The sequence below is a fragment of the Roseateles saccharophilus genome, from assembly GCF_031458095.1.
Taxonomy (GTDB): Bacteria; Pseudomonadota; Gammaproteobacteria; order Burkholderiales; family Burkholderiaceae_C; genus Pelomonas; species Pelomonas saccharophila_A.
Genome location: NZ_JAVDXU010000001.1, coordinates 1459242 through 1471067, shown reverse-complemented (window position 1 = coordinate 1471067; position 11826 = coordinate 1459242). Strand labels below are relative to the sequence as shown.

Genomic DNA, 11826 nt, shown 5'->3' with positions numbered 1-11826 from the left:
CGCATCGTGAAACGCGCCGGCTGCGATCCGCTCGGATAGGGCGTTTGGCCAGACTCAAGCCTGGTTGCGAAGGCGTGAGGCGAGTTCGATATAGGCCTCGTCGACCGCCATGGGTCGCGCGTCTGCCAGATGGGCGCGCAGCACGCGCTTGAGCGTCTCAGGCTGGGGCGTCAGCGGCCCGGCGAAGCGAACGTGCGCGTCATCCGCGATCAGCAGCGTCGGGAAGGTTTCGATGTCCAGGTCGCCGATCAGCTCGGCCTCGTCCTCGATGTCGATCCAGCGCACCTGCAGACCGGCCTGCGGCAGCTCCGCGCAGGCGGCTTCGAAGACTTGCTGGTAGGACTCGCAGGTGCGGCACCAGGCGGCGCAAAGGCAGGCGACGTGAAGGGACATGGGCGCCATGGTGCCATGGCCGGCAAGTCCCTCGCCGGCATGCCGTCAGTCGAGCGCGGCCAGGGCCTGGCGCCGCCAGTGCCGGCTCCCGGCCACCGCCCATTGGGCGAAGCTGTGCTGCTCGGACGAAGCTTCCCGGTCCGCCCGTCGGCAAAGGTAGAAGCCGCGGCCCGACGACACCCAGCCGCTGAAGGGCAGGACGAGCTGTCCCGCGGCCAGCTCCCTTTCGATGAGGCAGAGCTGCACGACGGCGATGCCCATGTCGGCGACGACGGCCTCGATCAGCGCGGCGGCCAGGTCGAAGCCCGAGGCCAGCCGGGGCCGGGCGGCCTGCACGCCCTGGGCCTTGAGCCAGAGCGACCAGTCGCCGGGATGGGCGCTGTGATGCAGCAGCGGGTGCTGCAGGACATCCTGCGGCCGGCTGAGCCGCGCGGCGCGGGAAGGGCGACACACGGCGACCAGCTCGCGCCCAAGCAGGTATTGCGCAACGACGCCCTCGGGCCAGCGGCTGTGCACGCTCGGCTTGGGGTTGATCCAGCAGTCGACGTCGTCGCGCTCGAAGCCGTCGTCGTGGCGCCAGCGGCGGAACTCGAGCTGGAGCTGGGGATGCTGGGCTTGCAGGGCCGGCAGGCGCGGCACCAGCCAGCGCGCGTACAGCGAGGGCACGGGCGCGATGCGCAGCGAGGGGCCGGCGGTGGCGGCCGCCAGGGGCACGGCGCTTTCCAGCATGTCCAGGGCTGGCCTGATGCGGGCCAGATAGTCCGCGCCATGCGGCGTCGGCCTGACCTGGGCGCCGCCGCGCGCCAGCAGCGCCAGGCCCAGTTCCGTCTCCAGGCGCTGCACCGCGCGGCTGACGGCACCCTGTGTGACGGACAGGGCCTGGGCGGCCGCCGAGAAGCTGCCCAGCTCGGCCACGGCGGCGAAGGCATGGAGTTCGGCCAGCGACGGCGAGCGGAAGCGCATTGGACTATTACATCACTGCATAGGGTGGGGAAAACTTGTCGATGGGCGCCGCGCAGCGTCGCTGGCACAGTCCGCCCGGTCCCAGCTCGCTACTCCTCGACATGCAAGTCCGTCCCTTGATCGCCGCCGCCGCGTTGCTGATGGCTTCCCTGGCCCAGGCCGCCCCCACGTCCCAGCAACTGCAGGAGCTGGCCAGGCAGGAGCAGCCCGCGCTGCTGGAGACCCTGCGGGCCCTGGTCGAGATCGAGTCCGGCAGCCGTGACCTGGACGGCCTGGCCGCGCTGGCCGGCCTCATCGCCGGCAAGCTGAAGGCGCTGGGCGGCGAGGTGTCGATGATCGAACCCGGCGAGGTCTACCGCATGGAAGACACGCCGGAGCGCCAGGGCCAGATGGTCAAGGCGCAGTTCAAGGGCCGGGGCAGCAACAAGCTGCTGCTGATCGCCCACATGGACACGGTCTATCTGAAGGGCATGCTGAAGGACCAGCCTTTTCGCATCGACGGCGACCGCGCCTACGGGCTGGCCGTCGCCGACGACAAGCAGGGCGTGGCCACCATCCTGCATGCGATCGCGCTGCTGCAGAAGGCGGGCATCGACGACTACGGCACGCTGACGGTCTTGATCAACGGCGACGAGGAGATCAGCTCGCCCGGTTCGCGCGCCACCATCACCCGCACCGCGGCCGAGCAGGACATGACGCTGTCCTTCGAAGGCGCCGGCGCCCAAGGGGGTGTGCGGCTGGCGACCAGCGGCATTGGCTCGGCCTATCTGAGCGTGGAGGGCCGCTCCTCGCATGCCGGCGCCCGGCCCGAGGGCGGCGTCAACGCGCTGACGGAGCTGGCCCACCAGTTGCTGCAGATGCAGGACCTGTCCGAGCCGGGCACGGGCCTGAAGCTGAACTGGACCGTGGCCCAGGCCGGCACCAACCGCAACGTCATCCCGGCGCAGGCGACGGCCCAGGCCGACGCGCGCGCCTTGCGCGTGGCGGACTTCGAGCGCCTGGAGAAGGAACTGCAGCGCCGTGTGCAGCACAGGCGCCTGCCGGAGGCCAAGGTCCAGCTCAAGTTCGAGCTGCGCCGCCCGCCGCTGGAGGCTACCGAGGCCTCGCGCGCGCTGGCCAAACGCGCCCAGGCCATCTATGCGGAGCTGGGCCTGCCCATGCAGGTGGCCGAGGTGGCCACGGGCGGTGGCACGGACGCCGCCTTCGCGGCGCTGCGGGCGCGCGGCCCGGTGATCGAAGGCCTGGGCCTGACGGGCTTTGGCGCCCATTCCAACGATGCCGAATACGTCGACATCCGCTCCATCCCGCCGCGGCTCTATCTGGTGACGCGGCTGATCATGGAGATGTCGGGCAGCGCCGTGAAGTAGGGCGCCTCAGGCCGCGGCGAGATTCCAAGCCTCGCGCCCGATACGACGCGGTAGCGCCTCGCCATGACGGTCGAAGAAGCGGATGCGGACGTCGGCCGCCTCGATCTCAGCCAGGGCGAAGTTCTCGACCTCGGCGCCGTAGAGGACGGCATCCCGAACGGCGGCACCGGATGAGGTGGTTTCGTGCAAAGGCCAGCCCGGGGCCTCGATATGCGAGGCAAAGGCATTGCGCTGCAGGCCGCCGCTGAGCATCAGCAGGCGGTGGCGAGCGGCGATGTCGCCCAGCGCCGTCCATTCACGCGGGTAGTCCTGCCAGTCCGCACTCGTCGACGCGCTCGCCACCAGGTGCAGGGTGCCTGGCGCCGTCGTCGCGATGGCCGTGGCGAGGGCGTCGAGCTGGGACAGGCCGAGCAGGGCGCGCTGGTCCTGAGGCACCAGCCAGGTTCCGGTGCGCTGGCTGCGGCCGTCGGTCAGGTGCAGCCAGACGTCGTCGCCCAGCGGCAGGGATTCGTGCAGGGGTGCCGTCTCGGGCGGCGTCGGCGGCGTGATGTCGTCGAGCTGCGCCGGGAAGCTGCCGACGCCCACCAGGGCCTGCTGGAAAAGCTGGAACAACACGCGGCTGGGTTCTAGCTTGGCGGCATGCTCGGCGTTGTGGACGATGTCGGCGCCTGCCGCCTCATGCCAGAGAAAGTCGTGCTCGCCCCAGATCGCGAACACGCGGCGGCCGCCCTTGGCGACCATGTGGCGCAGCAGGGCGTCGAACTCGGGCACGGCGAGCTGGCTGCGATAGAGGCCATGGGCATGGGCGGCGAATTCGCCGGGGGACATGCGGCTTGGCGTGGCGTCAATGTCCAGGTGGATGGCATTGCCGAGCAGCACCAGATAGTCGGGATCCAGGGCCTGGATGCGGCTCCAGACCGGCTGGCTCTCGAAGCGCTGCTGCAGCATGCAGGAGGTGAACGCGAGCTTCATCATGCCGGCATTGTGGGGCGCGGCCGTGCGGCCTGTCCGCCCCTGCTGCAGTTCGTCGCTCCAGCCTTGTCCCCGCCCGGGCAGCCTTTGCAGAATGCCTCCATCCCACCGAGCCACGGACATGGATGTGAACAAGCTGCTACGCAATGACCAGGGCCAGCTGCGCAGCGGTTGGTGGATCCTCCTGTTCGCCGCCGTCTTCCTGGTCAGCCAGTGGCTGTATCGGCCCGTGTCGCAGGGCCTGCAACAGCTCGGTGTCACCAAGTCCTGGCTGTTGCCCCTGCCCGTCGTCTTTCTGTTGGCGGTGACCTGGGTCTGCATGCGGCTGCGGCGCCAGCGCCTGGCTGCCGTGGGACTGGCCCTGGATGCAGGCTGGTGGCGCCAGCTGCTGGGCGGCATCTCCTTCGGCGTGGCCCAGATGCTGGCCGTCGCGGCCTTGATGCTGCTGGCCGGCGGCGTGCGCTTCGAGCTCGATCCGGCACGCGGATGGGCGGCCCTGGGCTATGGAATCTGGTGCTTCACCTGGGTGGCGACGCTGGAGGAACTGCTGTTCCGCGGCTTCGTGTTCCAGCGCCTGGTGGACGGCCTTGGCGCCCCCGCGGCCTTGCTGCTGGCGGGAGCGCTGTTTGCCGCTGCGCATCTGGGCAATCCCGGCATGGACGGCAGCAGCCTGCTGCTGGCGACCCTGGACAACGGCCTGGGCGCCATCCTGCTCGGCCTGGCCTGGCTGCGCACCGGCAGCCTCGCTCTGCCGATCGGCATCCATTTCGGCTGGAACTGGATGCAGGGCGGCGTGCTGGGTTTCGACGTCAGTGGCCTGGCCCAGGCCGGGTGGTGGCAGCCGCATCTGCTGGACGTGCCGCCATGGCTCAGCGGTGGCGCCTTCGGTCCCGAGGCGAGCGTCCTGGCCGTCGTTGCAGACGCGGCGGCGGTATTGCTGCTCTGGCGCTGGAAGGGCATGGCGGGCAAAGCCCGCTCAGACGGTCGCGCCGTTGCCGACGATATGCCGCAGCACCCTCTCCTCCAGCTCGGCAAACCCCGCCGCCGTGCGTGAGCGCGGCCGTGGCAGAGCCACCGTCGCGTCCAGCGCGATGCCGCCGCGATCGATCAGCAGCACGCGGTCGGCCAGGGCCACGGCCTCGGCGACATCGTGGGTCACGAGCAGGGCGGTGAAGCCGTGGTGGCGCCACAGCTGCTCGATGAGGCGGTGCATCTCCAGCCGCGTCAGCGCGTCGAGCGCGCCCAGCGGCTCGTCCAGCAGCAGCAGGCGCGGCCGGTGCACGAGGGCGCGGGCCAGCGCCACGCGCTGGCGCTGGCCGCCTGACAGCGTGGCGGGCCAGTCGCCGCCGCGGCCGGCGAGGCCGACCTGGGACAGGGCTTCCAGCGCGCGGTCGCGGGCATCGCGGCCTTCGAGGCCGAGGGCGACGTTGTCGACGACGCGCTTCCACGGCAGCAGGCGCGCGTCCTGGAACATCAGCCGGCGCTCCTCGGCCACACCGGCTTCGATGCGGCCGGCGGTCGGTGCGTCCAGGCCGGCGATGAGGCGCAGCAGCGTGCTCTTGCCGCAGCCGCTGCGGCCCACCAGGGCGACGAATTCTCCGGGCGCGACATTCAGGTCCAGCTGCTCCAGCACATGGCGTGAGCCATAGGATTTGCTGACGCCGCTCAGCTTGAGCGCCAGGCCGTTGGAAGCCTTGCGCGTGGGTGATGAGGCCTCAACGACCGGTTCACGCGGCAGCACGGGGGCGTCGTATTCGGTGAGCCACATGGTCAGCCTCCTTGCTCGGCATAGCCTTTGTGCCAGGGCAGCCAGGCCTTCTCCAGCCCGCGCGCCACGACGTCGGCCAGCTTGCCGAGCACGGCGTAGAGCAGGATGCCGACCAGCACGATGTCGGTCTGCAGGAACTCGCGGGCATTCATGGTCAGATAGCCGATGCCGGCCTGGGCCGACAGTGTCTCGGCGACGATGAGCAGCACCCACATCAGGCCCAGCGAGAAGCGCAGGCCGACGAGGATGGAAGGCAGGGCGCCGGGCAGGATGACCTGGCGGTACAGCTGGAAGCCGTTGAGGCCATAGCTGCGTGCCATCTCGATGAGGTCGCGGTCGACGTTGCGGATGCCGTGGAAGGTGTTCAGGTAGACGGGGAAGAACACGCCCACCGCGACCAGCACCAGCTTGGCGGCCTCGTCGATGCCGAACCACAGGATGACCAGCGGGATCAGGGCCAGGGCCGGGATATTGCGCAGCATCTGCAGCGTGGTGTCCAGCAGGGCTTCGGCGTGTTTCCACGTGCCCGTCAGCAGTCCCAGCAGCAGGCCCAGGCCACCGCCGATGGCCAGGGCCGAGAAGGCCCGCGCCGCGCTGACGCCGACGTGATGCGCCAGCTCGCCCGAGCGCAGCAGCTGCCAGAAGGCAGCCAGCACGGCGGCAGGCTCGGGCAGGATGCGCGCGGACAGCAGGCCGCTGCGTGAGGCGATCTCCCAGGCGACCAGGATGGCCGCGGGCAGCAGCCAGGGGGTGAGGCGCTTCAGCATGTCTTCAGCTCGCGGAGACGGCTTTGGGAACATAGCTGTTGGCGACGACCTCGCCGAAGGGTCCGGTCAGCGCCGGCGCGCTGAGCTTCTCGCGCACGCCCAGCGGCAGCAGCGGGAAGACCAGCTCGGCGAAGCGATGCGCCTCGTCCAGATGCGGATAGCCGCTGAGGATGAAGTACTCCAGGCCGATGTCCGAGTATTCCTTGATGCGATCCGCCACCTGCTGCGGGCTGCCGACCAGGGCCGTGCCCGCGCCACCGCGCACCAGGCCAACGCCGGCCCAGAGGTTGGGTGAGATCTCCAGCCCCTGGCGCACATCGGCCTTGTTGAACTGGCCGCCATGCAGCTCGGCCATGCGGCGCTGGCCGACCGAGTCCATGGTCTTGAAGCGCGCCTGGGCCGCGGTCACGGTGGCTTCGTCCAACTCGGACAGCAGCTCGCCAGCGGCGCGCCAGGCCTCGTCCTCGGTCTCGCGCACGATGACATGCAGGCGGATGCCGTAGCGCAGCTGGCGGCCCCGTGCCGCGGCGCGCTCGCGCACATCGGCCAGCTTTTTCTGGACCTCGGCGGGCGGTTCGCCCCAGGTCAGATAGGTGTCGACCTGCTCCGCGGCCAGCTCATGCGCCGGCGCCGACGAGCCGCCGAAGAAGACCGGCGGGTAGGGCTTGTTGATGGGCGGATACAGCACCTTCCCACCCTTGACGCTGAGGTGTTCGCCGTCCAGGTCCAGCGGCTCGCCGCTGTGCGAGCGGGCCAGCAGCTCGCGCCAGATGCGGATGAACTCGGCCGACTGCTCGTAGCGCGCCGCGTGGTCGAGGAACTGGCCGTCGCCCGCCAGCTCGTCGGGGTCGCCGCCGGTGACGAGGTTGACCAGCAGGCGCCCGCCCGAGAGGCGGTCCAGCGTAGCGGCCATGCGGGCGCTCTGCGACGGCGCCACCAGGCCGGGCCGCAGCGCGACGAGGAACTTCAGCTGCTTGGTCGCGTCGATGAGGCTGGCCGCGACGATCCACGAGTCTTCGCAGGAGCGGCCGGTGGGCAGCAGCACGCCTTCGTAGCCCAGGCTGTCGGCGGCGATGGCGATCTGCTTGAAGTAGGCATGGTCGGCCACACGGGCGCCGCGCGAGCTGCCGAGGTAGCGGCTGTCGCCATGGGTGGGGATGAACCAGAAGATCTTCATGTCAGGCCTTTCGGATCGGCGTGGCGATGGCGTCGACCACGCGGATGGAGCGGGGGATCAGCCCCAGTTCGGTGAAGGAGTCGGCCACCAGTTGCTGCTCCCTGACGAGCTCTGTCGTCAGCGGCCCCACGGGCGCGGCGCCCCGGCGCTCGACCATCTTGTAGACCGTGGCCAGCGGCAGGCCGGCGAACTCGGCATAGCGCTGCACGGCGTCGCGGCGGTCAGTACGGGCGCGGGTGTCGGTGTCGGTCAGGGCCTGGAACAGCGTCTTGATCAGGCCGCCATCGCGGCCGAGGGCCTGCGAGGCCAGGTAGAAGGTGTTGTTGCTCGTCAGGCCCCGGCTGGTGGCCAGGGCGCGCAGTTCGCCGCTGACTTCAGCGGCGGCGTAGTAGGGATCCCAGACGGCCCAGGCGTCCACCGAACCGCGCTCGAAGGCGGCGCGGGCATCCGCCGGCGGCAGATAGACGGCCTGGATGTCGCTCCAACCCAGCCCGGCCTTCTTGACGGCCCGCACGGTCAGGAAGTGTGCGCTGCTGCCCTTCTGCAAAGCCACGCGGCGGCCCTTGAGGTCGGCGAGGGTCTTCAGCGGCGAATCGGGCTTGACGAGGATGGCCGAGCTGTCGGGCTTGGGCGGCTCGGCGCCGACATAGACGACGTCCTTGCCGGCGGCCTGGGCGAACACTGGCGGGGCATCGCCCGTGGCGCCGAACTCGACGCTGCCCAGCGCCAGGGCCTCCAGCAACTGCGGGCCGGCCGGGAACTCGATCCACTGGATGCGCGTGCCGGGCAGCCGCTGCTCCAACAGGCCGTAGCTCTTCAGCAGCGCGAGATTCAGCGAGCCCTTCTGGAAGCCGATGCGAAGTTGCTGCGGCGTCTGCGCGCGCGTCCAGACCGCGGCCGTCGTCGCAAGGATGGCGACGGCGGCGCGCCGCGTGGTATGGGCATTCATTTGGCGGCCTCGGCGAGCTTGGCCGTGCCGGGCAGGGCGTCGGCCACGCGGATGGGCTTGGGGATGAGGCCCAGGGCGTGGAAGGTGTCGGCGATCTTCTGCTGCTCGGCAGCGACGGCGGCGTTGAGCGGCTTCACGCCGAACTGGTAGCGCGTCAGGCTCTTCTCGACCACTTCGGCCTCCAGCCCCTGCAGCGGTGCGATGACGGCGGCGGCGGCCTTGACGTTGGCTTTCAGCGTGGCGGCCTGGGCCTGAGTGTCCTCGAACAGGGCCTGGATGACCTGCGGCTGCTTCTCGGCATAGCCGCGTTCGGCCAGGTAGTAGGCGTAGTTGTTGACGATGCCGCGGCCGTCCTTCAGCACGCGGGCGCCGCTCTGCTTCTCGACGGCGGCCAGAAAGGGATCCCAGATCACCCAGGCATCCACCGCGCCGCGCTCGAACGCCGCGCGCGCATCGGCCGGCGGCAGGTAGACGGCCTGCACATCGCTGAACTTCAGGCCTTGCTTCTCCAGCGCCTTGACGATGAGGTAGTGGACATTGCTGCCCTTGTTCAGCGCAACCTTCCTGCCCTTGAGGTCGGCCACCGACTTGATGGGCGAGTCCTTGGGCACGACGATGGCTTCGGCCTCCGGCGCGGCCGGGTCGTAGCCGATGTAGACAAATTGGGCGCCGGCAGCCTGGGCAAAGATGGGCGGAGCCTCGCCGACAAAGCCGACGTCGACGGCACCGACGTTCAGGCCTTCGAGCAGCTGCGGGCCGGCAGGGAACTCGACCCATTTCACGCTGACGCCCAGGGGCGCGAGCTTCTTCTCGAGCGAGCCCGAGGATTTCTGGAAGCTGAGCAGGCTGGCGGATTTCTGGAAGCCGATGCGAAGGGTGGTCTGGGCCGAGGCGTGGAAGCTGGCGGCCGCGATCAGCAGCGGCGCGGTCCAGCGCAGGAGTGAACGGAATTGCATGAGAGAGGTCCTGTGCAAAAAGATCCCGGCGCCGGGGCGCACCCGATCAGCACCCGATGGCGCCGGGATGAAGTCGCCGTTCCCGTGCGGGGGGCGAGGAGACAAGCGGTGGGGGTAGGCGGTGGGGCGGGCTTCAACAGCTGAGCGCCGGCTCCAGCCGCGCCCGCATTCGTGGCGCCAGTGGAGCCAGGGCGCGGTCCAGGCGCGCGATCAGGTCGGGCTCGGGCACGAAGCCGCCCGCTTCGTGACGGCGCAATTGAGCGTCGGTGGCGAACACACCATCCAGCACGTGGCGGGCGCCGAGAGCCGACAGCACGGGCTTGAGCGCATAGTCCAGGGCCAGGAAATGGGCCGGGCTGCCGCCGGTGGCCAGGGGCAGCACGAGCTTGTCGCGCAGCGCATCGGGCGGCAGCAGGTCGAGGAAGACCTTGAGCAGGCCGCTGTAGGCCGCCTTGTAGATGGGAGTGCCGACGACGACGAGGTCGGCCTGCTCGACGGCTTGCACGGCGGCAGCGATCGCGGGGTCCTGCACGTCGGCGCTCAGCAGGGCGGCGGCGGGCAGTTGGCGCACGAGGATCTGTTCGTACTGCGTGCCGCGGCCTTCCAGCCGCGTCAGAGCGAACTGCGTGAGCCAGGCGGAGCGCGAGCGTTCGCTGGGGCTGGCTGAGAGGCTGGTGATGTGCATGGCGGCCGGAATCGGTGAATGCCTTGCACGATAGGGAAACCGCCTTCCTCGCGGAACGAAGGAAAGCGGCGATGCTTATGCGCGCAGCGTGGTTGGCGCTGCGCAGGGGCGTTAGCGCACGCCCTGCAGGGCCGCGCCGCGAGCCCGCACGACGGGCCAGTTCGCGACGATTCGGGTGCGGGTCAGTTCGACCTCGCCCTTTTCCTCGGCGGCCAGCACCGCCTCCTCGGACTTCAGCGTGTGCAGCGTGATGCCTGGCTTCCAGCGCACCATGACCAGCACCCACAGCGGGCTGTAGCTGGCATCGGCATTGGCACCGCCCAGCGGCCGCGGGATGGAGGGCAGCACGGTGGCTTGCTCGTCGCCGGGGAATTTGTAGGCCTTCTCGACCGGCATGCCGGGCTTGAGGGTGTCGGCCAGGGCGGGCACGTAGTTGATGCCTTGCTTTTTGGCGATGCCGGGGTCGGAGATGTCGGTGCTGACGTAGTGCACGATCTCGCCTTCAAACCAGGCTTCCTTCAGCGGCAGGGTGACGACCTGGTCGGCGGCGCAAGCCGCGGCGGTCGCGCTGAGCAGGAGGGCAGCGCCCAGGGCGCGCAAGGCGAGTGTCGGCATCGCAAGTCCTCGGTGAAGGCAACCCGCAATTCTTGCGCTGAGGGCCGCCGAGACAAGGGCAAATTGCGCGGGCGGGCCGATTTGCAGGCGGATACAAACCCGGCCCTCAAGTTCCGAACCGCCCGGCCGATAGACGCGGGATGGACATCGCCAACTCCACCGCCGTCAGCGCCGCGCCCCCCCAGACCCAGGGTGAAACGGCCGATGCGGTCAACCTGCTGGTGCTGCGCAAGGCACTCGACATCCAGGCGGATGGCGCCCTGGCCCTGCTCAGCGCGCTGCCGCAGCAACCGGCACTGGCGACCGAGGGCTCGCTGGGCCGCCATCTGAACGTCTACGCCTGAGCCGGCCCCAAGGCATCGTCAGGGACACTTGGGCGCCATGCGCCACTACAAGCTCGTTTGCGAAGTCCGCTACGAACTCGATCCCGACCGCTTGGATGAGTTCGCGGACTACGCCCTTACCTGGATCCGCCTGATTCGCCGGCATGGAGGCGTCCACCATGGGTTCTTCATGCCGCGCGCGGCGCCGGCGGGGTCGCCCATGAGCTTTGCCGGCCTGGGCAGCAGCGGCCCCGCGAACGAGGCAGTCGCCCTGTTCGCCTTCCCTGACGACGACGCCTACCGCCGCTACCGCGAAAACGTGGCGACCGACCCCGAAGGCATGGAGGCCAACAGACGCTTCGCGGTCCCACCCTTCAAGAGCTATAGCCGCTGCTTTCTCGAACCGGCCGGCGAGTAGGTGCCGGCTGCCTGCCGAGGCATCTGGCTGTGCCTGCGCCGCCGCTGATACAGGCGAGCGAATCTGCGACCCGGTTGTGTCTTTGCGATGGCATGGGTGCTGCCTATCGTGGCTCATCGCTTCCCGAGCTCCACGAACAGCCCGCCATGCACGCCACCGCCACCTGGACCTCACGATCTGCCGTCACCGGCCTGGCGCTGCGCTTGCGCACCTGGCTGCCTGGCCTGTTGGGCAGGTTCATGCGGGATGACGATGAGGCCTTCCTCTGCGAAGCCCGGGATCTCGCCGATCTGGAAAGGCGGCTGCGGCGGCTGGAGCAGGGGCGCTCGGAGCGCTTCAGGGCGTTGCCTGGTTTGCCGTGAGATGCCGGGATTGCTGGTGGTCCCTCCGACAGGAATCGAACCTGTATCTGCCGCTTAGGAGGCGGCCGTTCTATCCATTGAACTACGGAGAGAGCCTGCTCGGCGTGGTCA

The 11826-nt window shown here is 69.7% G+C and carries 15 protein-coding genes and 1 tRNA gene; 5 read left to right on the top strand and 11 right to left on the bottom strand.

Features of this window, described 5'->3' with window-relative positions:
- Nucleotides 1–54 precede the first annotated feature (54 nt).
- Together J2X20_RS06800 and J2X20_RS06795 are read right to left on the bottom strand one after the other, a co-directional pair.
- Nucleotides 55–393: a thioredoxin domain-containing protein gene (locus tag J2X20_RS06800; protein ID WP_310262655.1), complete on the bottom strand. Its 339-nt coding sequence runs from the start codon at nucleotides 391–393 to the stop codon at nucleotides 55–57.
- Nucleotides 394–438: 45 nt separating this feature from the next.
- A complete protein-coding gene (locus tag J2X20_RS06795; protein WP_310262652.1) occupies nucleotides 439–1356 on the bottom strand; it encodes a LysR substrate-binding domain-containing protein in 918 nt (305 codons plus the stop codon).
- A gap of 101 nt (nucleotides 1357–1457) precedes the next feature.
- On the opposite strand from J2X20_RS06795, the gene J2X20_RS06790 reads away from it, so the two are divergent.
- Nucleotides 1458–2723, top strand: coding sequence for a M20/M25/M40 family metallo-hydrolase (locus J2X20_RS06790; protein WP_310262650.1), 1266 nt, complete (start codon nucleotides 1458–1460; stop codon nucleotides 2721–2723).
- A 6-nt stretch (nucleotides 2724–2729) separates the two neighbouring features.
- Here J2X20_RS06790 and J2X20_RS06785 read toward each other — a convergent pair whose 3' ends face one another.
- A complete protein-coding gene (locus J2X20_RS06785) occupies nucleotides 2730–3698 on the bottom strand; it encodes a hypothetical protein (protein WP_310262647.1) in 969 nt (322 codons plus the stop codon).
- Nucleotides 3699–3822: 124 nt separating this feature from the next.
- On the opposite strand from J2X20_RS06785, the gene J2X20_RS06780 reads away from it, so the two are divergent.
- Nucleotides 3823–4749 carry a CPBP family intramembrane glutamic endopeptidase gene (locus tag J2X20_RS06780; protein ID WP_310262645.1) on the top strand — a complete coding sequence of 309 codons (927 nt, stop codon included), beginning with the start codon at nucleotides 3823–3825 and terminating at the stop codon, nucleotides 4747–4749.
- Here the strand turns inward: J2X20_RS06780 and J2X20_RS06775 are convergent.
- From J2X20_RS06775 to J2X20_RS06745, 7 genes are all read right to left on the bottom strand, one after another.
- Entirely contained in the window at nucleotides 4672–5463 is a 792-nt protein-coding gene (locus tag J2X20_RS06775) for an ATP-binding cassette domain-containing protein (protein ID WP_310262642.1), read from the bottom strand. The two genes, J2X20_RS06780 and J2X20_RS06775, sit on opposite strands and share 78 nt — an antisense overlap.
- Nucleotides 5464–5465: 2 nt before the next feature.
- The gene (gene ssuC / locus J2X20_RS06770) at nucleotides 5466–6230 is read right to left on the bottom strand and encodes an aliphatic sulfonate ABC transporter permease SsuC (protein WP_409034137.1); all 765 of its coding nucleotides are present in this window, start codon (nucleotides 6228–6230) and stop codon (nucleotides 5466–5468) included.
- Between the two features lie 4 nt (nucleotides 6231–6234).
- Nucleotides 6235–7407, bottom strand: a complete 1173-nt coding sequence (gene ssuD, locus J2X20_RS06765; protein WP_310262635.1) for an FMNH2-dependent alkanesulfonate monooxygenase — start codon at nucleotides 7405–7407, stop codon at nucleotides 6235–6237.
- A 1-nt stretch (nucleotide 7408) separates the two neighbouring features.
- The gene (locus J2X20_RS06760) at nucleotides 7409–8356 is read right to left on the bottom strand and encodes an aliphatic sulfonate ABC transporter substrate-binding protein (protein WP_310262632.1); all 948 of its coding nucleotides are present in this window, start codon (nucleotides 8354–8356) and stop codon (nucleotides 7409–7411) included.
- Nucleotides 8353–9312, bottom strand: coding sequence for a sulfonate ABC transporter substrate-binding protein (locus J2X20_RS06755; RefSeq protein ID WP_310262629.1), 960 nt, complete (start codon nucleotides 9310–9312; stop codon nucleotides 8353–8355). The genes J2X20_RS06760 and J2X20_RS06755 overlap by 4 nt, the downstream gene beginning before the upstream one ends.
- A 133-nt stretch (nucleotides 9313–9445) precedes the next feature.
- A complete protein-coding gene (ssuE, locus tag J2X20_RS06750) occupies nucleotides 9446–9997 on the bottom strand; it encodes an NADPH-dependent FMN reductase (protein ID WP_310262626.1) in 552 nt (183 codons plus the stop codon).
- 111 nt (nucleotides 9998–10108) lie between these two features.
- Nucleotides 10109–10612, bottom strand: coding sequence for a DUF7482 domain-containing protein (locus tag J2X20_RS06745; protein WP_310262623.1), 504 nt, complete (start codon nucleotides 10610–10612; stop codon nucleotides 10109–10111).
- Nucleotides 10613–10752: 140 nt separating this feature from the next.
- On the opposite strand from J2X20_RS06745, the gene J2X20_RS06740 reads away from it, so the two are divergent.
- From J2X20_RS06740 to J2X20_RS06730, 3 genes are all read left to right on the top strand, one after another.
- Nucleotides 10753–10956, top strand: coding sequence for a YjfB family protein (locus tag J2X20_RS06740; RefSeq protein ID WP_310262620.1), 204 nt, complete (start codon nucleotides 10753–10755; stop codon nucleotides 10954–10956).
- A gap of 37 nt (nucleotides 10957–10993) precedes the next feature.
- A complete protein-coding gene (locus tag J2X20_RS06735) occupies nucleotides 10994–11353 on the top strand; it encodes an NIPSNAP family protein (protein ID WP_310262618.1) in 360 nt (119 codons plus the stop codon).
- A gap of 146 nt (nucleotides 11354–11499) precedes the next feature.
- Entirely contained in the window at nucleotides 11500–11715 is a 216-nt protein-coding gene (locus J2X20_RS06730) for a DUF3563 family protein (RefSeq protein ID WP_310262616.1), read from the top strand.
- A gap of 17 nt (nucleotides 11716–11732) precedes the next feature.
- On the opposite strand, the gene J2X20_RS06725 is transcribed toward J2X20_RS06730, so the two are convergent.
- Nucleotides 11733–11807: transfer RNA gene (locus tag J2X20_RS06725), tRNA-Arg, on the bottom strand.
- Between the last annotated feature and the right edge of the window lie 19 nt (nucleotides 11808–11826).

Excerpts from the sequence above, each read along its gene's own strand:
- ssuD (WP_310262635.1), bottom strand. The coding sequence starts at position 7,407 with ATGAAGATCTTCTGGTTCATCCCCACCCATGGCGACAGCCGCTACCTC.
- J2X20_RS06755 (WP_310262629.1), bottom strand. The coding sequence starts at position 9,312 with ATGCAATTCCGTTCACTCCTGCGCTGGACCGCGCCGCTGCTGATCGCG.
- J2X20_RS06730 (WP_310262616.1), top strand. The coding sequence starts at position 11,500 with ATGCACGCCACCGCCACCTGGACCTCACGATCTGCCGTCACCGGCCTG.
- J2X20_RS06785 (WP_310262647.1), bottom strand. The coding sequence starts at position 3,698 with ATGATGAAGCTCGCGTTCACCTCCTGCATGCTGCAGCAGCGCTTCGAG.
- J2X20_RS06735 (WP_310262618.1), top strand. The coding sequence starts at position 10,994 with ATGCGCCACTACAAGCTCGTTTGCGAAGTCCGCTACGAACTCGATCCC.
- J2X20_RS06800 (WP_310262655.1), bottom strand. The coding sequence starts at position 393 with ATGTCCCTTCACGTCGCCTGCCTTTGCGCCGCCTGGTGCCGCACCTGC.
- J2X20_RS06795 (WP_310262652.1), bottom strand. The coding sequence starts at position 1,356 with ATGCGCTTCCGCTCGCCGTCGCTGGCCGAACTCCATGCCTTCGCCGCC.
- J2X20_RS06740 (WP_310262620.1), top strand. The coding sequence starts at position 10,753 with ATGGACATCGCCAACTCCACCGCCGTCAGCGCCGCGCCCCCCCAGACC.
- ssuC (WP_409034137.1), bottom strand. The coding sequence starts at position 6,230 with ATGCTGAAGCGCCTCACCCCCTGGCTGCTGCCCGCGGCCATCCTGGTC.
- J2X20_RS06745 (WP_310262623.1), bottom strand. The coding sequence starts at position 10,612 with ATGCCGACACTCGCCTTGCGCGCCCTGGGCGCTGCCCTCCTGCTCAGC.
- J2X20_RS06760 (WP_310262632.1), bottom strand. The coding sequence starts at position 8,356 with ATGAATGCCCATACCACGCGGCGCGCCGCCGTCGCCATCCTTGCGACG.
- J2X20_RS06775 (WP_310262642.1), bottom strand. The coding sequence starts at position 5,463 with ATGTGGCTCACCGAATACGACGCCCCCGTGCTGCCGCGTGAACCGGTC.
- ssuE (WP_310262626.1), bottom strand. The coding sequence starts at position 9,997 with ATGCACATCACCAGCCTCTCAGCCAGCCCCAGCGAACGCTCGCGCTCC.
- J2X20_RS06790 (WP_310262650.1), top strand. The coding sequence starts at position 1,458 with ATGCAAGTCCGTCCCTTGATCGCCGCCGCCGCGTTGCTGATGGCTTCC.